Origin of the sequence: Micromonospora sp. U21 (genome assembly GCF_018070045.1) — a bacterium.
GTDB lineage: Bacteria > Actinomycetota > Actinomycetes > Mycobacteriales > Micromonosporaceae > Micromonospora.
The window spans coordinates 20,592-39,407 of sequence record NZ_JAGPYK010000007.1; the positions used below are offsets into that span (position 1 = coordinate 20,592).

Annotated in this window: 17 protein-coding genes; all 17 read left to right on the forward strand. The window is 70.3% G+C overall.

All coding sequences use genetic code 11. The features are described from left to right. Positions 1-77: 77 nt before the first annotated feature. The 17 genes from KBX63_RS11415 to KBX63_RS11495 all read left to right on the forward strand — a co-directional run bounded on the left by KBX63_RS11415 (position 78) and on the right by KBX63_RS11495 (position 18,776). Positions 78-1,316 (forward strand): LPXTG cell wall anchor domain-containing protein, encoded by a 1,239-nt coding sequence (locus KBX63_RS11415; protein ID WP_210910985.1) that lies wholly within the window; start codon positions 78-80, stop codon positions 1,314-1,316. 113 nt (positions 1,317-1,429) lie between these two features. Continuing rightward, complete coding sequence (locus KBX63_RS11420) at positions 1,430-2,140, forward strand: demethylmenaquinone methyltransferase (protein ID WP_210910986.1); 711 nt, start codon at positions 1,430-1,432, stop codon at positions 2,138-2,140. Positions 2,141-2,225: 85 nt separating this feature from the next. Then, positions 2,226-2,453: a hypothetical protein gene (locus KBX63_RS11425; RefSeq protein ID WP_210910987.1), complete on the forward strand. Its 228-nt coding sequence runs from the start codon at positions 2,226-2,228 to the stop codon at positions 2,451-2,453. Positions 2,454-2,592: 139 nt separating this feature from the next. Then, positions 2,593-3,870, forward strand: coding sequence for a geranylgeranyl reductase family protein (locus tag KBX63_RS11430; RefSeq protein WP_210910988.1), 1,278 nt, complete (start codon positions 2,593-2,595; stop codon positions 3,868-3,870). A gap of 134 nt (positions 3,871-4,004) precedes the next feature. Then, on the forward strand, positions 4,005-4,370 hold the full coding sequence (locus KBX63_RS11435) for an NADH-quinone oxidoreductase subunit A (RefSeq protein WP_210910989.1): 366 nt from the start codon (positions 4,005-4,007) through the stop codon (positions 4,368-4,370). A gap of 14 nt (positions 4,371-4,384) precedes the next feature. Continuing rightward, positions 4,385-5,062, forward strand: coding sequence for an NADH-quinone oxidoreductase subunit B family protein (locus KBX63_RS11440; protein WP_210910990.1), 678 nt, complete (start codon positions 4,385-4,387; stop codon positions 5,060-5,062). A gap of 55 nt (positions 5,063-5,117) precedes the next feature. Beyond that, positions 5,118-5,852, forward strand: a complete 735-nt coding sequence (locus KBX63_RS11445; protein ID WP_210910991.1) for an NADH-quinone oxidoreductase subunit C — start codon at positions 5,118-5,120, stop codon at positions 5,850-5,852. Next, positions 5,849-7,174: an NADH-quinone oxidoreductase subunit D gene (locus KBX63_RS11450; RefSeq protein ID WP_210910992.1), complete on the forward strand. Its 1,326-nt coding sequence runs from the start codon at positions 5,849-5,851 to the stop codon at positions 7,172-7,174. Before KBX63_RS11445 ends, KBX63_RS11450 begins: the two co-directional genes overlap by 4 nt. Beyond that, on the forward strand, positions 7,171-8,343 hold the full coding sequence (gene nuoE, locus KBX63_RS11455; RefSeq protein ID WP_210910993.1) for an NADH-quinone oxidoreductase subunit NuoE: 1,173 nt from the start codon (positions 7,171-7,173) through the stop codon (positions 8,341-8,343). Before KBX63_RS11450 ends, nuoE begins: the two co-directional genes overlap by 4 nt. After that, entirely contained in the window at positions 8,340-9,656 is a 1,317-nt protein-coding gene (nuoF, locus tag KBX63_RS11460; protein WP_210910994.1) for an NADH-quinone oxidoreductase subunit NuoF, read from the forward strand. The genes nuoE and nuoF overlap by 4 nt, the downstream gene beginning before the upstream one ends. Beyond that, positions 9,656-12,163 (forward strand): NADH-quinone oxidoreductase subunit G, encoded by a 2,508-nt coding sequence (locus tag KBX63_RS11465; protein ID WP_210910995.1) that lies wholly within the window; start codon positions 9,656-9,658, stop codon positions 12,161-12,163. Before nuoF ends, KBX63_RS11465 begins: the two co-directional genes overlap by 1 nt. After that, entirely contained in the window at positions 12,160-13,512 is a 1,353-nt protein-coding gene (nuoH, locus tag KBX63_RS11470; RefSeq protein WP_210910996.1) for an NADH-quinone oxidoreductase subunit NuoH, read from the forward strand. Before KBX63_RS11465 ends, nuoH begins: the two co-directional genes overlap by 4 nt. 1 nt (position 13,513) lies before the next feature. Further along, entirely contained in the window at positions 13,514-14,155 is a 642-nt protein-coding gene (gene nuoI / locus KBX63_RS11475) for an NADH-quinone oxidoreductase subunit NuoI (protein ID WP_210910997.1), read from the forward strand. Beyond that, on the forward strand, positions 14,152-14,922 hold the full coding sequence (locus tag KBX63_RS11480) for an NADH-quinone oxidoreductase subunit J (RefSeq protein WP_210910998.1): 771 nt from the start codon (positions 14,152-14,154) through the stop codon (positions 14,920-14,922). The genes nuoI and KBX63_RS11480 overlap by 4 nt, the downstream gene beginning before the upstream one ends. Continuing rightward, positions 14,922-15,239 carry an NADH-quinone oxidoreductase subunit NuoK gene (gene nuoK / locus KBX63_RS11485; protein ID WP_210910999.1) on the forward strand — a complete coding sequence of 106 codons (318 nt, stop codon included), beginning with the start codon at positions 14,922-14,924 and terminating at the stop codon, positions 15,237-15,239. Before KBX63_RS11480 ends, nuoK begins: the two co-directional genes overlap by 1 nt. Positions 15,240-15,250: 11 nt before the next feature. Beyond that, entirely contained in the window at positions 15,251-17,176 is a 1,926-nt protein-coding gene (gene nuoL, locus KBX63_RS11490; RefSeq protein ID WP_210911000.1) for an NADH-quinone oxidoreductase subunit L, read from the forward strand. Between the two features lie 64 nt (positions 17,177-17,240). Continuing rightward, complete coding sequence (locus KBX63_RS11495) at positions 17,241-18,776, forward strand: NADH-quinone oxidoreductase subunit M (protein ID WP_210911001.1); 1,536 nt, start codon at positions 17,241-17,243, stop codon at positions 18,774-18,776. Positions 18,777-18,816: the final 40 nt, after the last annotated feature.

Here is an 18,816-nt window from a genome sequence, read left to right on the forward strand (position 1 = left end):
GCTGGCGCGGGAGATCGACCTTCGATAACGTCCGCTCGTTCCGCAACCGTTCTTTCTTCCCTACCCACGGGGGACTGATGACAGCGTTCCACCGCTCGGCACTGGCCCGCGCCGGCGTCGTGGCCCTGCTCGCGGCCGGTGGCCTGGCCACCGTGGCCGCCCCGGCGCAGGCCGCCGATCAGGCCGACCTTGCCCTGGTGCCGATCAGCAAGGAGTTGGCCAAGGGTGTCAAGGAAGCCAAGGCCAAGCCGTTCAAGTTCCAGGTCGACAACACCCGGAGTGCGGTCGACGCCAAGGACGTCCGGGTCACCGTGGAAACCAAGGGCTTGAAGGATCGCAAGGTCGGTGTGCTCGCCTGGGACGGCTGCGAGGTCGCCGGCACCACCTTCAGCTGCCTCCTCGGCGACCTGGCGGCCGGCACCACCGAGGACTTCGGCATCCCGCTCTTCTCCACGGGAGGTCGCGGTGAGGCCGGCACGCTGGTGGTCACCATCAGTTCGGCCACCGCCGACCCGAACTTCGACGACAACACCGTCGAGCACGAGATCATCGTCGCCAAGCCCGGCTACGACCTGACCACCTGGGTGCAGGACGTCTACGCCGACGTGGTGGTGGACGGCGACACGGCGGGCGAGGCCGGCCGCAAGCCGGTCGCGCTCGGCGAGACGGCGCCGCTGGACTGGGCGGTCTACAACGACGGCAGCCGCAAGGCCACCGGCCTGGCGTACGGCTTCACGCTGCCGGCGGGCGTCACGTTCGCCGAGCTGCCGGAGGGCTGCGTGGAGCAGACGCTGAACGGTCTGGCGAACGCGTACTGCGAGGACTCCGGCGTGGTGCTGAAGCCGGGTCAGTTCTACACCGCCGGCGTGCGGGTGAAGATCGGCGCGGACGTGACCGGGGCGGTGCTCCGGCCCGGGTTCCTCTTCGCCGCCGGCCTGGACGCGACTCAGGGCAGCCCTGAGGAGCAGCCGCAGGTGGCGACCAGCGTGCAGCGCCGGACGTTCACCGAGACCGACCACGCGGACAACACCGGGCAGTTTGACGTGTTCGTCGACCTGACCGCGCAGCCCACCCCGACCCCCACGCCCACGCCCACGCCGACGCCTACGGGAACGGCGAGCCCGACCCCGAGCGGCACGACGACGCCGGGCGCGGGTGGCGGCGGCGGTGGCGGGCTGCCGGTGACCGGTGTGCAGGCCGGCCTGATCGGCGGCATCGGTGGCATGATCCTGCTCGCGGGCGGCGCGTTGCTGGTGCTCTCCCGCCGGCGCAAGGTCGTCCTGGTCACCCCGGGCGACGAGAAGTCGACCGACTGAGGCACGTCACGACGTGAGGGCGGGGTGGGCGACCACCCCGCCTTTCACGTGCCACGATCCGTGCCGCGTCACCCAGCGACCGTCGGCCGGCGGGCGGCTGGCAGAGTGGAGGGGTGAGCCGTACCCCGCAGGGCCAGCGCGCCAGCCTGGACAAGCAGCCGCACGAGGTCGCCGCGATGTTCGACGGCGTGGCCGAGCGATACGACCTGACCAACACGGTGCTCTCCTTCGGCCAGGACCGCTCCTGGCGTCGGTCCACCAGGGCGGCGCTCGGGCTACGGCCGGGCGAGCGGGTGCTGGACGTCGGCGCGGGCACCGGTGTCTCGACCCGGGAGCTGGCGCAGTCCGGTGCGTACGCGGTCGGTGCGGACCTGTCCCTGGGCATGCTGCACGCCGGCAAGCGGGCCCGGCCCGAGGTGCCGTTGCTGGCGGGGGACGCGCTGCGGCTGCCGTTCGCCGACGCCAGCTTCGACGCGGTGACCATCTCCTTCGCGCTGCGCAACGTCAACGACACCGACGCGGCCCTGCGCGAGCTGGCCCGGGTGACCCGGCCCGGTGGGCGGCTGGTGGTGTGCGAGTTCAGCACCCCGGTCAACCCCGCCTTCCGGACGGTCTACCTGTCGTACCTGATGCGGTCGCTGCCGGCGGTGGCCCGCGCGGTGGCCAGCAACCCCGAGGCGTACGTCTACCTCGCCGAGTCGATCCGGGCCTGGCCGGACCAGGCCGCGCTTGCCGGGCGGCTCGCGGCGGCCGGCTGGGGGCGGGTGGCGTGGCGCAACCTGACCGGTGGCGTGGTCGCCCTGCACCGGGGAATCCGCGAGTAGCGCCGGCCCTCGCCGCCGACACCGACAATATTCAGGTTTCGTGAATACCAGCCTTTAGTCCACTTTGCGCCGTACGCTCGTCCGCATGACCCGAGCAGAGTCGGCGGACCCGGTGGCCGCCACCGACGACGACGCGGCCGAACTCATCGCGCAGCTGCGCGCGCTGGCGGGTGCCGATCCGGCGGACGTCCGGCAGGTCGTCGCCGAGGTGTTGGCCGCGCTGGACCGGGCGGCCGGCGGCGCGCTACGCGAGCACCTGCCGGAGACGATCCGGGTCGACGCGGGCCTGGACGCGCCCAGTCCGGCGGCCTGACACCTGCCTGCTGTGGACGGTCGTCGACTGTCACATCGGCGAGTTAGGTACCCCTGATCCTGGGCAGGTATGACGCCGGTCATACACTCGTCCCGTCTGGCTTGTGAAGCATTTCACGAGCGTGCGGGAGGAGGCGCGGATGACCGCGGTGGAACACGATGCCGACGTCATCGTCGTGGGCGCCGGTCCCGGTGGATCGGCGACGGCTTACCACCTGGCGCGGCACGGCGTGCGGGTGCTGCTGCTGGAGAAGACCGAGTTCCCCCGGGAGAAGGTCTGCGGCGATGGGCTGACCCCGCGCGCGGTGCGTCAGCTCGTCCGGATGGGCGTGGACACCTCGCCCGAGGCCGGCTGGCTGCACAACCGGGGCCTGCGGGTGATCGGAGGCGGGGTGCGTCTGGAACTGGACTGGCCGGAGCTCGCCAGCTTCCCCAACTACGGGCTGGTGCGCACCAGGCTCGACTTCGACGACCTGCTCGCCCAGCGGGCGGTGGCCGCCGGCGCCAAGCTGCGGACCAACGTCAACGTGCTGGGCCCGGTGCTCGACGGCGACGGCCGGGTGACCGGCGTCGAGGCGGAGGTTGGCCCGGGCAAGGAGCCCGCCACCTTCCACGCTCCGCTGGTCGTGGCGGCGGACGGGGTCTCCGGCCGGTTCCCGCTCGCTCTTGGGCTGGCCAAGCGGGAGGACCGGCCGATCGGCGTGGCGGTCCGCCGCTACTACCACTCTCCGGCCAAGCACGACGACGACTACCTGGAGTCCTGGCTGGAGCTGCGCAGCAAGGACAGCGGCGACAACCTGCTGCCCGGGTACGGCTGGATCTTCGGGCTCGGTGACGGGCGGGTCAACGTCGGCCTCGGCGTGCTCAACTCGTCCTCCGCGTTCGGCAAGACCAACTACCGCCGGCTGCTCACCGACTGGCTGGAGAACACGCCCGTCGACTGGGGAATGACCGACGAGGCCAACGCCGACGGCCCGATCCTCGGCGCCGCGCTGCCGATGGGATTCAACCGGGTGCCGCATTACACCCGTGGCGTGATGCTGGTCGGCGACTCCGGCGGCATGGTCAACCCGTTCAACGGGGAGGGCATCGCCTACGCCATGGAGTCCGGCGAGCTGGCCGCGGAGGTCGCGGTGCAGGCCCTCGCGCGACCGGCCGGCCCGGAGCGGGAGCGGGCGCTGATGGCGTACCCGAACGAGCTGAAGGCCCGGCTCGGTGGCTACTACCGGCTGGGCGGCATCTTCGTGAAGCTGATCGGCCGTCCGGAAATCATGCGGATCGCCACGAAGCACGGCATGCCGCACCCGACGCTGATGCGATTCGTACTCAAGCTGTTGGCCAACCTGACCGACCCGCGTGGCGGGGACGCGATGGACCGGGTCATCAACGCGATGACGAAGGCAGCGCCAGCCGTATAGGTGGACGGTGTCTGGGCTGGTCACAGCTCTGATCCGGACAGAGATCGACCCCCGCCGGCAGCCACCGCGAGGGACGTGAATAGTGTGATTTTCGTCAAGCACCGAGGGCAGGGAAGGACGAGCAGGAGAAAACGATGACGCTCTCGCCTTACGCACCGATCATCGGGCTGTTTGCCCTCGCCGCGGCGTTCTCGCTGTTCTCGGTCGGCGCCGCCCGCTTCGCTGGTCCCCATCGCTACAACAAGGCCAAACTCGAGGCTTACGAGTGCGGCATCGAGCCCAGCCCCCAGCCGGTCGGCGGTGGGCGGTTCCCAATCAAGTTCTACCTGACGGCGATGCTCTTCATCGTCTTCGACATCGAGATCATCTTCCTCTACCCCTGGGCGGTCTCGTTCGACGCCCTGCCGATCTTCGGCTTCGTGGAGATGGTCCTGTTCATCGTCGCGGTCTTCGTCGCGTACGCCTACGTGTGGCGGCGCGGCGGCCTGGACTGGGACTGAGGAAGGAACGTCAGATGGGCATCGAGGAGAAGCTTCCCGCCGGCGTCCTGCTCACCTCGGTGGAGAAGCTGGTCAACTGGTCCCGGAAGTCGTCCGTGTGGGGCGCCACCTTCGGCCTGGCCTGCTGCGCCATCGAGATGATGGCCGCCGGTGGCCCGCACTACGACATGGGCCGCTGGGGCATGGAGGTCTTCCGGGCCTCGCCCCGGCAGGCCGACCTGATGATCGTGGCCGGCCGGGTGAGTCAGAAGATGGCACCGGTGCTGCGCCAGATCTACGACCAGATGGCCGAGCCCCGCTGGGTGCTCTCCATGGGCGTCTGCGCCAGCAGCGGCGGCATGTTCAACAACTACGCGATCGTGCAGGGCGTCGACCACGTCGTGCCGGTCGACATGTACCTGCCCGGCTGCCCGCCCCGGCCGGAGATGCTCATCGACGCGATCCTCAAGCTCCGCGAGAAGATCATGTACGAGCCGCTGGGCCCGAACGGTCGCAAGATGCTGGCGGCCCGGCAGGAGCGTGGCGAAGTCCCGGTCGTGCCCTACGGCTCCATGCCGTCCTCGTACCGCAACGACAAGGCCCGGCGTGCCGAGTGGACCCGGGCGGTCCGCGAGGGGCGCGAGGAGCAGCTGCGGATCGAGAACTGGATGAACGCCCAGAACCACCTCCACGCGCAGAGGGGCCCCAAGTGAGCGCGCGGAGTGCGGCGGAGCGGAGCCCCGCAGTCGGGAACGGAAGGTGGGCACGGTGACCGCGCAGGACAAGCCCAACGACGGCGGCGTACCGCTGCCGGTGACGCCGGCCGGCGCCACCACCGGCGCCCCGGCCGACTATCCGCCGGCCAGCCCGGCCGGCCGCGGGATGTTCGGCAACCAGGGCACCGGCGACGTGTCCGGCTACGGCGGCCTGGTCCGCCAGCGCCAGCCGATCGAGGAGGCAGCCCGGCCGTACGGCGGCTACTTCGACGAGGTCCGCGACGCGCTGGAGGAGGCGTACCCCGCCTTCGGCGACGCGATCGAGAAGGTCGTGGTCGACCGGGGTGAGCTGACCCTGCACGTACGCCCGGAGCGGATCGCCGAGGTCTGCCAGGTGATGCGGGACGACATGGCGCTGCGCTTCGAACTGTGCTCCTCGGTGTCCGGCGTGGACTACCTCGGCGCCGACGAGCGCCGGCTGCACGTGGTCTACCTGCTCACCTCGATGACCTACCGGCGTCGGGTCCGGCTGGAGGCCGCCGTCTCCGTGGAGAGCCCGCACCTGCCCAGCGTGACGGCGATCTACCCGACCGCCGACTGGCAGGAGCGGGAGGCGTACGACATGTTCGGCATCGTCTTCGACGGCCACCCCAACCTGACCCGGATCCTCATGCCGGACGACTGGGAGGGCCACCCGCAGCGCAAGGACTACCCGCTCGGTGGCGTGGCGGTCGAGTACAAGGGCGCTGAGATCCCGCCGCCGGACCGGAGGAGGTCCTACCAGTGACCACGTCGAACTACGCGACCGAACGCGAGACCACCGAGGGCAGGGTCTTCACCGTCACCGGTGGGGACTGGGACACGGTCGTCTCGAGCACCGACCCGATCAACGACGAGCGGATCGTCGTCAACATGGGTCCGCAGCATCCGTCCACGCACGGCGTGCTGCGGCTGATCCTGGAGCTGGAGGGCGAGACGGTCCGCGAGGCCCGCTCGGTCGTCGGCTACCTGCACACCGGCATCGAGAAGAACCTCGAATACCGCAACTGGGTCCAGGGCTCGACGTTCGTGACCCGGATGGACTACCTCGCCCCGATCTTCAACGAGACGGCGTACGCGCTGGCGGTCGAGAAGCTGCTCGGCATCACCGACGACATCACCGAGCGGGCCACCACCATCCGCGTGCTGATGATGGAGCTCAACCGGATCTCGTCGCACCTGGTCTGGCTGGCGACCACCGGCATGGAGCTGGGCGCGATCTCGATCATGCTCTACGGCTTCCGTGAGCGGGAGTACATCCTCGACATCTTCGAGACCATCACCGGCCTGCGGATGAACCACGCGTACGTCCGGCCGGGCGGCGTGGCGCAGGACGTGCCGGACGAGGCGATCGTCAAGATCCGCGAGTTCCTGAAGATGATGCCGCAGAAGCTCAAGGAGTACGAGGACCTCCTCTCCGGCCAGCCGATCTGGACGGAGCGGACGAAGAACGTCGCGGTGCTGGACGTGACCGGCTGCGTGGCGCTCGGCATCACCGGGCCGGTGCTGCGCTCCGCCGGCCTGGCCTGGGACCTGCGCAAGACCATGCCGTACTGCGGTTACGAGACGTACGAGTTCGACGTGCCGACCCACCCCGACGGAGACGTGTGGGGCCGCTACCTGGTCCGGCTCGCCGAGATCCGGGAGTCGATGAAACTGGTCGAGCAGGCGCTGGACCGGCTCCGGCCGGGCCCGGTGATGGTCGCCGACCGCAAGATCGCCTGGCCGGCGCAGCTGGCCATCGGTGTCGACGGCATGGGCAACTCGCTGGAGCACGTAGCGAAGATCATGGGTCAGTCGATGGAGTCGCTGATCCACCACTTCAAGCTGGTCACCGAGGGCTTCCGGGTCCCGCCGGGCCAGGTGTACGTCGGCATCGAGTCGCCCCGCGGCGAGCTCGGCGTGCACGCGGTCTCCGACGGTGGCACCCGGCCGTACCGGGTGCACTACCGGGAACCGAGCTTCGTCAACCTCCAGGCCCTCCCGGCGATGGCCGAGGGCGGCCTGATCGCCGACGTGATCGCCGGCGGCGCCTCGCTGGACCCCGTGATGGGTGGTTGTGACCGATGACGACGACGTTCACTGACGAGACCCGCGAGCGGGCGCGCGAGATCATCGCCCGCTACCCGGCGGACCGGTCCCGCTCGGCGCTGCTGCCGCTGCTGCACCTGGTCCAGTCGGAGGAGGGGTACGTCTCCCCGGCCGGGGTCGCCTTCTGCGCCGAGGTGCTCGGGCTGAACAAGGCCCAGGTCGGCGCGGTGGCCACCTTCTACACGATGTACAAGCGCAAGCCGACCGGCGACTTCCTGGTCAGCGTCTGCACCAACACCATGTGCAACGTGCTCGGCGGCCAGGAGGTCTACGACACCCTCGCCGAGCACCTCGGTGTCGGGCACGACGAGACCACCGCCGACGGGAAGATCACCCTGGAGCACGCCGAGTGCCTGGCGGCCTGCGACTACGGCCCGGTGATGACCGTCAACTACGACTTCTTCGACGGTGTGGACTCGTCCACCGCGGTCGGGGTGGTCGACGAGCTGCGCGCCGGCGGCCGGCCGATGCCGACCCGGGGCGCCCGGCTCTGCACGCTCAAGGAGATGGCGGTGCAGCTCGCCGGCTTCGCCGACGAGCGGGACGGCGCGGTCGCCGACGGTGGGCCGGGCGAGCCCACGCTGCGCGGGCTGCGGCTGGCGCAGCAGCACGGCGTCTCGGTGCCGGGCTTCGACCCGAACACCCCGATCCGCAGCAAGGCCGAGGCGGACAAGGCGGCCGCGCAGGCGAAGGCCGCCGAGGCGGCCGCGAAGCCGGCCGAGGCGCCCGCCCCGCAGGTCGGCCCGGTGAAGGGTGGCGACGGCGCGTCCGCTCCGACGGGTACGCCCGGCAACGCCGGCGTCGGCGAGCCAGCTCCGGCCGCCGCGGCGACCGGCAGCACGGCGCCGGACGTGAAGGCGCCGGACGACAAGTCGCCGCAGGTGCGTACCGCCGAGACCCGCCAGCCGGACGCGGCGACCGCCGTGCCCGACGCACCCGGCACCAAGGTCCCGGCGGAGACCTCGCCGCCGGCCCCGCGCGACGCGCAGGAAGCGGAGGCCGCCGGCGTGGCGGCCAACGAGCCGGCCGGCGACGGCAAGCCCGCCGGTGACTCCACCGGCGCGCAGGAGCGCAACCTCAACGAAGCGTCGGCGAGCGCCGATGGCGCGACCTCCACCGTCGCGAGCGAAACGGGGGCCCAGAAGTGAACACTCCCCGCCCGGAGACGCTGGCCAAGCTGACGCCGGTGCTGACCAAGCGCTGGCTGTCGCCGGACGCCTGGCGGATCGGCACGTACGAGCAGCTGGACGGCTACGCCGCGCTGCGCAAGGCGCTCAAGGCCCACCCGGACGACCTGATCCAGCTCATCAAGGACTCCGGGCTGCGTGGCCGGGGCGGCGCGGGCTTCCCCACCGGTCTCAAGTGGGGTTTCATCCCGCAGGGCGACGGCAAGCCGCACTACCTGGTGGTCAACGCCGACGAGGGCGAGCCGGGCACCTGCAAGGACCTGCCGCTGATGACCCACGACCCGCACTCCCTGGTGGAGGGCGTGATCATCGCGTCGTACGCGATCCGGGCCAACCGCGCCTACATCTACATCCGCGGCGAGGCGGTGCACGCCGCGCGCCGGCTGCGCAACGCGGTCCAGGAGGCGTACGACAAGGGCTACCTCGGCCGCAACATCCTGCGCACCGGCTACGACCTGGAGCTGGTGGTGCACTCGGGCGCCGGGGCGTACATCTGCGGCGAGGAGACGGCGCTGCTGGACTCGCTGGAGGGGTTCCGGGGCCAGCCCAGGCTGCGCCCGCCGTTCCCGGCGACCCACGGCCTGTACGCCAGCCCGACGGTGGTGAACAACGTCGGCACCATCGCCAGCGTGCCGCCGATCGTGCTCGGCGGGGCCGACTGGTGGAAGACCATGGGCACCGAGAAGTCCTCCGGACCGATGATCTACTCGCTCTCCGGCCGGATCGCCAACCCGGGCCAGTACGAGTGCTCGATGGGCGTCACGCTGCGCGAGCTGCTGGAGCTGGCCGGCGGGATGCAGCCCGGGCACAACCTGAAGTTCTGGACCCCGGGAGGCTCGTCCACCCCGCTGCTCGCCGCCGAGCACCTGGACGTGCCGCTGGACTTCGAGGGGGTGGCGGCGGCCGGCTCGATCCTCGGCACCACGGCCACCCAGATCTTCTCCGACCAGGACTGCCCGGTCTACGCGACGTACCGGTGGCTGGAGTTCTACCACCACGAGTCGTGCGGCAAGTGCACTCCGTGCCGTGAGGGCAACTACTGGATGGTCCGGGTCTACGGGCGGATCCTCGCCGGCCAGGGCACCCACGAGGACCTGGACACGCTGCTGGACACCTGCGACAACATCCTCGGCCGCTCGTTCTGCGGTCTGGGTGACGGTGCGACCAGCCCGGTGACCTCGTCACTGAAGTACTTCAAGCAGGACTACCTCGACTACATCGAGGGACGTACCGCGCCGAAGCTCTCCGACAAGCAGCTGGTTGGAGCTCACTGATGACGGACGTAGCCAAGCAGACCGACACCGTCACGCTCACCATCGACGGCGTCGAGGTCACCGCCCCCAAGGGGACGCTGCTGATCCGGGTCGCCGAGCAGATGGGCACCGAGATCCCCCGGTTCTGCGACCACCCGCTGCTGGCCCCGGCCGGCGCGTGCCGCCAGTGCCTGGTCGAGGTGGAGGGGCAGCGCAAGCCGGTCGCCTCCTGCACCCAGGCGGTCGCCGACGGCATGGTGGTCCGTACCCAGCTCACCTCCCCGGTGGCCAAGAAGGCGCAGGAGGGGGTGATGGAGCTGCTGCTGCTCAACCACCCGCTGGACTGCCCGATGTGTGACAAGGGCGGCGAGTGCCCCCTGCAGAACCAGGCGATGTCCACCGGCCGCACCGACTCGCGCTTCCACGAGCACAAGCGGGAGTACGAGAAGCCGATGGCGATCAGCAGCCAGGTGCTGCTGGACCGCGAGCGCTGCGTGCTCTGCCAGCGGTGCACCCGGTTCTCCGAGGAGATCGCCGGCGACAAGTTCATCGACCTGATGGGCCGGTCGTCCGCCGAGGAGATCAACATCTACCGGGACGACGCGTACGGCGAGGAGGGCGACGCGGGTGACGTGCCGTTCAACTCCTACTTCTCCGGCAACACCGTGCAGATCTGCCCGGTGGGCGCGCTGACCGGTGCCCAGTACCGGTTCCGGGCCCGGCCGTTCGACCTGGTCTCCAGCCCGAGCGTCTGCGAGCACTGCTCGGCGGGCTGCGGGCAGCGCACCGACTGGCGGCGTGGCAAGGTGCTGCGCCGGCTGGCCGGTGACGAGCCGGCGGTGAACGAGGAGTGGAACTGCGACAAGGGCCGGTGGGGCTTCCAGTACACCCGGGCCACCGACCGGCTGACCAACCCGCTGGTCCGCGACGAGCGCACCGGTGAGCTGCGTGAGGCTTCCTGGAGTGAGGCGCTCACCGTGGCCGCCGAGGGGCTGCGCGCGGCCCGGGACAGCGGGCAGGGCACGGCGGTGCTCACCGGCGGTCGGCTGACCGTCGAGGACGCCTACGCGTACGCGAAGTTCGCCAGGGTCGCGCTGAACACCAACGACATCGACTTCCGGGCCCGGCCGGTTTCCCGCGAGGAGGCCGACTTCCTGGCCAGCTCGGTCGCCGGGGTCACCGACGTCATCTACACCGACGTGGAGAACGCGCCGGCGGTGGTGCTGGTCGGCCTGGAGCCGGAGGAGGAGTGCCCGATCCTCTTCCTGCGGCTGCGCAAGGCGTACCTGAAGAAGACCCTGACGGTGTACTCGCTGGCGCCGTTCGCCACCCGCGGCCTGGAGAAGCTCGGCGCCAAGCTGGCCCGGGTGGTGCCGGGCGAGGAGGCCAGCGTGCTCGCCGAGCATGCCACGGTCACCGAGGCGCTGAGCGCGCCGGGCGCGATCCTGATCGTCGGCGAGCGGCTGGCCAGCGTGCCGGGCGGGCTCTCCGCCGCGGCGGACGTGGCTCGGCGGACCGGCGCGAAGCTGGCCTGGGTGCCGCGGCGCGCGGGTGACCGCGGCGCGGTCGACGCGGGCTGCCTGCCCAACCTGCTCCCCGGTGGCCGGCTGGTCACCGAGCCGGCCGCCCGGGCCGAGCTGGGCGAGGCGTGGGACATCCCGGCCGGGGTGATCCCGAGCCAGGCCGGTCGGGACACCGACCAGATCCTGGCGGCCGCGGCCAACGGGCAGCTCGGCGCGCTGGTGGTCGGCGGGGTCGACCCGGCCGACCTGGCCGACCCGCGGCTCGCCGAGACCGCTCTGGACGCGGTGCCGTTCCTGGTCAGCCTGGAACTGCGCGGCAGCGCGGTGACCCGGCGGGCCGACGTGGTGCTCCCGATCGCCCCGGTCGTCGAGAAGGCCGGCAGCTTCCTGGACTGGGAGGGCCGGCTGCGTCCGTTCGAGGCGGTGCTGCAGACCGCGGCGATGACCGACGGCCGGGTGCTCGACGCGCTGGCCGCGCTGCTCGACGTGCGACTCGGCACCGCGGACGTGCCGAGCGTGCGCCGCGAGCTGGGCACGCTGCCGGCGACCCGCACCCAGCGGCCGTCCCCGCCGTCGGTGGCGCCGGGCACGGTGCCGCACCCGGGCGCCGGGCAGGCCGTGCTGGCCACCTGGCACCAGCTTGTCGACCTGGGCACCCTGACCGACGGCGACGAGCACCTCGCCGGCACCGCCCGCCCGCCGGTGGTCCGGCTGGGCAAGGGCATCGCCGAGGCGCTCGGTGTCGCCGATGGCGACCCGGTCACGGTGGGCACGGACCGGGGGGCGCTGACCCTGCCGGCGGAGCTCGCCGAGATGCCGGACGGCGTGGTCTGGCTGCCGACCAACTCACCGGGTTCGACCGTGCGACGCAGCCTCGGTGTGACGTCCGGCGCGGTCGTCCGGATCTCCGTTCCCGCACCGAGCGCGGCCGTCCCGGCCGGGCGCGTGGCGGCGGACGAAGCCGGGCTCCCCGGTCCGCTCCTCAACGCTGGGGGTAACCAGTGAGCCCGTCTTACCTGGCCCAGGACCCGACGCTGGCCGACTTCGGTCGGGATCCGTGGTGGCTGGTCCTCATCAAGATCGTTTTCGCGTTCGCCTTCGGTCTGCTGGCCACCCTGCTCGGCGTCTGGTTCGAGCGGCGCGTGGTGGGCTACATGCAGGTGCGACCCGGCCCCAACCAGGTCGGCCCGTTCGGCCTGCTGCAGACGCTGGCCGACGGTTTGAAGATGGCCTTCAAGGAGGACATCCTGCCGAAGGCGGCCGACAAGGTCGTCTACTTCTTCGCCCCGACCATCTCGGTGATCTGCGCGGTCACCGCGCTGTCGGTGGTGCCGTTCGGCCCGATGGTGAGCATCTTCGGCCACCACACGCCGCTGCAGGTCACCGACGTGCCGGTGGCGGTGCTGTTGCTGCTGGCCTGCTCCTCGATGGGCGTCTACGGCATCGTGCTGGGCGGGTGGGCCTCCGGCTCGACGTACCCGCTCCTCGGCGGTCTGCGGTCGAGCGCCCAGATGATCTCCTACGAGGTCGCCATGGGGCTCTCCATCGTGGCGGTGTTCATGACCGCCGGCACGATGAGCACCAGCGGGATCGTCGCCGCCCAGGGCGACGGCACGCAGCTGACCATCGCCGGCCAGCAGATCCCCGCGCCGGGCTGGTACGCGATCCTGCTGCTGCCCAGCTTCATCATCTTCTTCATCGCCACCGTGGGTGAGACCAACCGGGCGCCGTTCGACCTGCCCGAGGCCGAGTCCGAGCTGGTTGCCGGCTTCATGACCGAGTACAGCTCGCTGAAGTTCGCGCTCTTCATGCTCAGCGAGTACGTCGCGATGGTGACCATGTCGGCGGTCACCACCACGCTGTTCCTCGGCGGTTGGCGCGCGCCGTGGCCGATCACCATCTGGGAGGGCGCCAACTCCGGTTGGTGGCCGATGCTCTGGTTCTTCGGCAAGGTGATCGCGCTGGTCTTCGTCTTCGTGTGGCTGCGCGGCACGCTGCCGCGGCTGCGCTACGACCAGTTCATGCGCTTCGGCTGGAAGGTGCTGCTGCCGATCAACCTGGTCTGGATCCTGGTCCTGTCGGGCCTGCGCTCCATCGAGGACTGGGACACGCGCGGCAAGGTGATCGCTGTCGGCATCCCGGCCGGCATCCTGCTGATCGCCACGCTGTTCTGGCCCAGCCGCCGGCCGCAGCCGACGCCGACGACGCAGGAACAGGTGGACAGCCGGCCGTACGGGAGCTTCCCGCTGCCACCGATGGATCTTCAGGTACCACCGAGCCCGCGTATCACGCGCGTGGTCGCCGAGCGGGAGCCGGCCAACATCGCCACCGGCTCGGACTCCAGGGAGGTGTGACGTGGGCACGATCACCGGAACGTTCAAGGGCTTCGGGGTCACCTTCTCGCACATGTTCAGGAAGGTCGTCACCACCGACTACCCGTTCAAGCCGCCGGTGTCGGCGCCGCGCTACCACGGGCGGCACATCCTCAACCGGCACCCGGACGGGCTGGAGAAGTGCATCGGCTGCGAGCTGTGCGCGTGGGCCTGCCCGGCGGACGCGATCTTCGTCGAGGGTGGCGACAACACCGACGACCAGCGCTTCTCGCCGGGCGAGCGGTACGCCAGCGTCTACCAGATCAACTACGCCCGGTGCATCTTCTGCGGGTTGTGCATCGAGGCCTGCCCGACCCGGTCGCTCACCATGAGCAACGAGTACGAGCTGGCCCGGGACAACCGGCAGGATCTGATCTTCACCAAGGAGCAGCTGCTCGCACCGCTGCTCGAAGGCATGGAGCAGCCGCCGCACCCGATGCGTCTGGGCGACAGCGAGAAGGACTACTACGTGGGCGCGTTGGACAACCCGGGCACCTCCGCGGGTGCGGAGAAGTCCCCGATGGGCCCCGGCCGCTACCACGTCGAGGAGCACCCCGGCGTGACGTTCCCGGGCGCCGAGCAGGCGGCCCAGCGAGCCGGCGCGGGTAAGGGAGACGGAGCATGACCACGGACACGGTGCTCGCCGCGGCGGGTTCGGTGCCCGGCGGCGAGGCGGTCACCTTCTGGATCCTCGCCCCGCTGGCGCTGATCGGAGCGATCGGCATGGTGGCGGCGCGCAACGCTGTGCACTCGGCGCTCTGGCTGGTGCTGACCATGCTCTGCCTGGGCGTGTTCTACGTGCTCCAGGCCGGTCCGTTCATCGGCATGGTGCAGATCATCGTCTACACCGGCGCGATCATGATGCTCTTCCTGTTCGTGCTGATGCTGGTCGGCCGGGACGCCTCGGACTCACTGATCGAGACGCTGCGCGGCCAGCGGGTCGCCGCGATCGTTCTCGGGCTGGGCTTCGCCGGCCTGATCGGCACCGGCCTCTACCAGGCGATGGAAAAGACCACCGCGGTCGGCCTGGAGCAGGCCAACGCGGAGGGGAACGTCCAAGGCATCGCCCGGCTGCTGTTCACCAAGTACGTCTTCGCGTTCGAGCTGACCTCGGCGCTGCTGATCACCGCGGCGGTCGGTGCCATGGTGCTGGCGCACGTCGAGCGGCGTAAGCAGGACAAGATGGACCAGCCGGCGACCATGCGGGCGCGCTTCGCTCCGGGCAACTACCCCGGCCCCAAGCCGGGCCCCGGCGTCTTCGCGACCTCTTCCTCGGTGGCCACGCCGGCCCGGCTGCCCGACGGCCGCCTGACCGACCACAGCACCCCGGCGATCCTTCCGCAGCGCGAGCTGACCGCCGAGGAGACTTCGCTGAAGGGGACGGACAAGTAATGGACGGGTTCTTCTCGGTCGAACCGAACTACTACCTGGTTCTCGCCGCGGTGCTGTTCACCATCGGCGCCGGCGGGGTGCTCGTTCGGCGCAACGCGATCGTGCTGTTCATGTGCGTGGAGCTGATGCTCAACGCGGCCAACCTGACGCTGGTCACCTTCAGCCGGATCAACGGTGACCTGAACGGTCAGATCATGGCGTTCTTCGTGATGGTGGTGGCGGCGGCTGAGGTCGTGGTCGGTCTCGCGATCATCATGTCGATCTTCCGGACTCGACGCTCCGCGAGCGTCGACGACGCCAACCTGCTCAAGTACTAAGGGGCAAGCAAGTGGAAGAGACTGTGCAGTACGCCGGTGCCACGGGCTTGCTCGGCAGCGTCTGGCTGCTGGTGGCGATCCCGCTGGTCAGCGCGGCCATCCTGCTGCTGCTCGGCCGGCGGGCCGACCGCTGGGGGCACTGGTTGGGCGTCGCCGCCATCGGTGCCGCGTTCGTGCTCGGCCTGGCCTTCTTCTTCCAGCTGCGCGGCCTGGAGAACAAGTCGGTCGAGCTGAGCCTCTGGGACTTCATCGCGGTCGGTGATCTGCGCGTCGACTTCGGCCTGCTGTTCGACCCGCTGGCCGCGGTCTTCGTGCTCCTGATCACCGGCGTGGGCTTCCTGATCCACCTGTACGCCGTGGAGTACATGGCGCACGACGCGGGCCGCCGCCGCTTCTTCGCGTACTTCAACCTGTTCGTCGCGGCCATGCTGCTGCTGGTGCTCGGCAACAACTACGTGATGCTCTACTTCGGCTGGGAGGGCGTCGGTCTGGCGTCGTACCTGCTGATCTCCTTCTGGTACGAGCGGCCGAGCGCTGCCACCGCAGGTAAGAAGGCGTTCCTGATGAACCGGGTCGGCGACGCCGGCCTGGCCATCGGCATCTTCATCATGTTCGCCACCCTGGGCACCACCCAGTACGACGAGGTGTTCAACGGCGTCGGCGCGCTGGCCGGCCCGACCGTGCTGGTGCTCGGCCTGCTGCTGCTGCTCGGCGCGACCGGCAAGTCCGGCCAGTTCCCGCTGCAGGCGTGGCTGCCGGACGCGATGGAGGGCCCCACCCCGGTGTCGGCCCTCATCCACGCCGCCACCATGGTCACCGCGGGCGTCTACCTGATCGCGCGGTCCAACCCGATCTTCTCCGCCAACTCGACGCTCCAGCTCGTGGTGGTCAGCGTCGGCGCGCTCACCCTGCTGATCGGCTGCATCATCGGCGCGGCCAAGGACGACATCAAGCGGGTGCTCGCCTGGTCGACGGTGAGCCAGATCGGCTACATGTTCCTCGGCGTCGGCCTGGGTGGCGGCGCGTACGCGCTGGCCATCGTGCACCTGCTGGCGCACGGCTTCTTCAAGGCCAACATGTTCCTGGGCGCCGGCTCGGTCATGCACGGGATGAAGGACCAGGTGGACATCCGGCGCTTCGGCGGGCTGTCGAAGTACATGAAGATCACGTGGTTGACCTTCATGATGGGCTGGCTGGCCATCATCGGCATGTTCCCGTTCTCCGGCTTCTTCTCCAAGGAGCCGATCATCGTGGCCGCCTTCGAGCGGGCGGACTGGACCGCCTGGCTCTTCGGCGGGGCGGCGCTGCTCGGCGCCGGGCTGACCGCGTTCTACATGACCCGGCTCTTCGTGCTCACCTTCCACGGCCCGAAGCGGTGGACCGAGGACATCGAGCAGCCGCACGAGTCGCCGGCACTGATGACCATCCCGCTGGTCCTGCTGGCGGTCGGCTCGGTCGGCGCCGGCTTCCTGCTCGCGACGTCGGTGCCGGACTGGCTGACGGCGACCGCCGGGCTGGGCGCCCACGAGGAGGCGCACGAGGCGGTCCTCTCGCACGCCGTGATCACCGTGCTCTCGCTGCTGGTCACCGTGCTCGGCGCCGGGCTGGCCTGGTTCCTGTTCCGGGCCGGTACGGCCACCGCGCCGCAGCCGGCCGGGGTGCTGGTCACCGCCGCCCGGCGCAACCTCTACACCGACGCGGTGAACGAGGCGGTCTTCGAGAAGCCCGGCATCTTCCTCACCCGGGCGCTGGTCTTCCTCGACAACCGGGGCGTCGACGGGTTGGTCAACGGGCTCGCCGCCGCGGTCGGCGGCGGCTCGGGCCGGCTCCGGCGGCTGCAGACCGGCTTCGTCCGCTCGTACGCCACCTCGATCCTGGCCGGTGCGCTGCTGGTGATGGCGGCGTTCCTGGCGGTGCAGGCCGGGTGGTTGGCGTGATCGACCTCTTTCCGGCCGCCCCCGCCGGCGGACCACGCAGTGACGACGGAGGTAAGGCCGCATAATGTCCAACTTCCCGTTCCTCTCGGTGCTCACCGTGGCGCCGCTGGTCGGCGCCCTGGTGGTGGCGTTCCTGCCGCGCCACCGGCCGGAGCTGGCCAAGCAGGTGGCGTTCGCCTGGTCGCTGCTGGTGCTGGTGCTCTCGGTGGTGATGTGGGTCAGCTTCAACGTCGGCGGTGACCGGTTCCAGTTCCGCGAGTCGTACTCGTGGATCCCGAACTGGGGCGTCAGCTTCACCTTCGCCGCCGACGGCATCGCGCTGGTGATGCTGATGCTGATCGCGGTGCTGGTTCCGCTGGTGATCCTGGCATCCTGGCACGACGCGGAGTCGTCGAAGCGGTCGGTGCCGGTCTACTTCGCGCTGCTGCTGGTCCTCGAGTGCACGATGATCGGCGTCTTCGCCGCCGCCGACGTCTTCCTGTTCTACGTGTTCTTCGAGGTCATGCTGGTGCCGATGTACTTCCTGATCGGCAGCTACGGCGGCCACCAGCGGCAGTACGCGGCGGTGAAGTTCTTCCTCTACTCGCTCGTCGGCGGTCTGTTCATGCTGGCCGCGGTGATCGGGCTGTGGGTGGTCGGCGGGAAGACCTTCGACTGGCAGGCGCTGTCGCAGGTCGACATCAGCACCGGCACCGAGCGGTGGCTGTTCCTCGGCTTCTTCCTCGCGTTCGCCATCAAGGCGCCGTTCTTCCCGTTCCACACCTGGCTGCCGGACGCCGGTGGCGCCGCCCCGGCGGGCGCCGCGGCGCTGCTGGTCGGAGTGCTGGACAAGGTCGGCACGTTCGGCATCCTGCGCTACTGCCTGCCGCTGTTCCCCGAGGCGTCGAAGTGGTTCGCGCCGTGGGCGCTGGCGCTGGGCGTGATCGGCATCGTCTACGCCGCGCTGCTGGCGGTCGGCCAGAACGATCTGAAGCGGCTGGTGTCGTACACCTCGATCGCGCACTTCGGCTTCATCGGGGTGGGCATCTTCGCCTTCACCACCCAGGCCGGCACCGGCGCGGTGCTCTACATGCTCAACCACGGTCTGGCCACCGGCCTGCTCTTCCTGGTGGTGGGCATGCTGATCACCCGGCGCGGCTCGGCCCTGATCAGTGACTTCGGCGGTGCCGGCAAGCTGGTCCCGGTGCTCGCCGGGGTGCTCTTCTTCGCCGGTCTCGCCTCGCTCGCGCTGCCCGGCACCGCGCCGTTCATCTCCGAGTTCCTGGTGCTGATCGGCACCTTCACGGTGAACAAGCCGGTCGCGGTCATCGCCACGCTCGGCATCATCCTGGCCGCCGCGTACGTGCTGTGGATGGTGCAGCGCACCACCCAGGGCACGCTCAACCCGGCGCTGACCGAGGTCGACGGCATGCGCCGGGACCTCAACCTGCGCGAGAAGGTCGTGGTCGCCCCGCTGATCGCGCTGATCGTGCTGCTCGGCTTCTACCCCAAGCCGGTCACTGACGTGATCAACCCCGCCGTCCAGGCGACCATGGACGACATCGGCAGGACCGACCCCGCGCCGTCCGTGGGCGGCACCGTCCAGGAGGCGCGCCGGTGAACGCGAGGAGTGAGCTTGCGAGCCCCGCAGTCGTGAACGA

Coding starts and splice junctions, on each gene's coding strand:
- KBX63_RS11425 (WP_210910987.1), top strand. CDS start 2,226: ATGACCCGAGCAGAGTCGGCGGACCCGGTGGCCGCCACCGACGACGAC.
- KBX63_RS11435 (WP_210910989.1), top strand. CDS start 4,005: ATGACGCTCTCGCCTTACGCACCGATCATCGGGCTGTTTGCCCTCGCC.
- KBX63_RS11480 (WP_210910998.1), top strand. CDS start 14,152: ATGACCACGGACACGGTGCTCGCCGCGGCGGGTTCGGTGCCCGGCGGC.
- KBX63_RS11430 (WP_210910988.1), top strand. CDS start 2,593: ATGACCGCGGTGGAACACGATGCCGACGTCATCGTCGTGGGCGCCGGT.
- nuoE (WP_210910993.1), top strand. CDS start 7,171: ATGACGACGACGTTCACTGACGAGACCCGCGAGCGGGCGCGCGAGATC.
- nuoK (WP_210910999.1), top strand. CDS start 14,922: ATGGACGGGTTCTTCTCGGTCGAACCGAACTACTACCTGGTTCTCGCC.
- KBX63_RS11415 (WP_210910985.1), top strand. CDS start 78: ATGACAGCGTTCCACCGCTCGGCACTGGCCCGCGCCGGCGTCGTGGCC.
- KBX63_RS11495 (WP_210911001.1), top strand. CDS start 17,241: ATGTCCAACTTCCCGTTCCTCTCGGTGCTCACCGTGGCGCCGCTGGTC.
- KBX63_RS11440 (WP_210910990.1), top strand. CDS start 4,385: ATGGGCATCGAGGAGAAGCTTCCCGCCGGCGTCCTGCTCACCTCGGTG.
- KBX63_RS11465 (WP_210910995.1), top strand. CDS start 9,656: ATGACGGACGTAGCCAAGCAGACCGACACCGTCACGCTCACCATCGAC.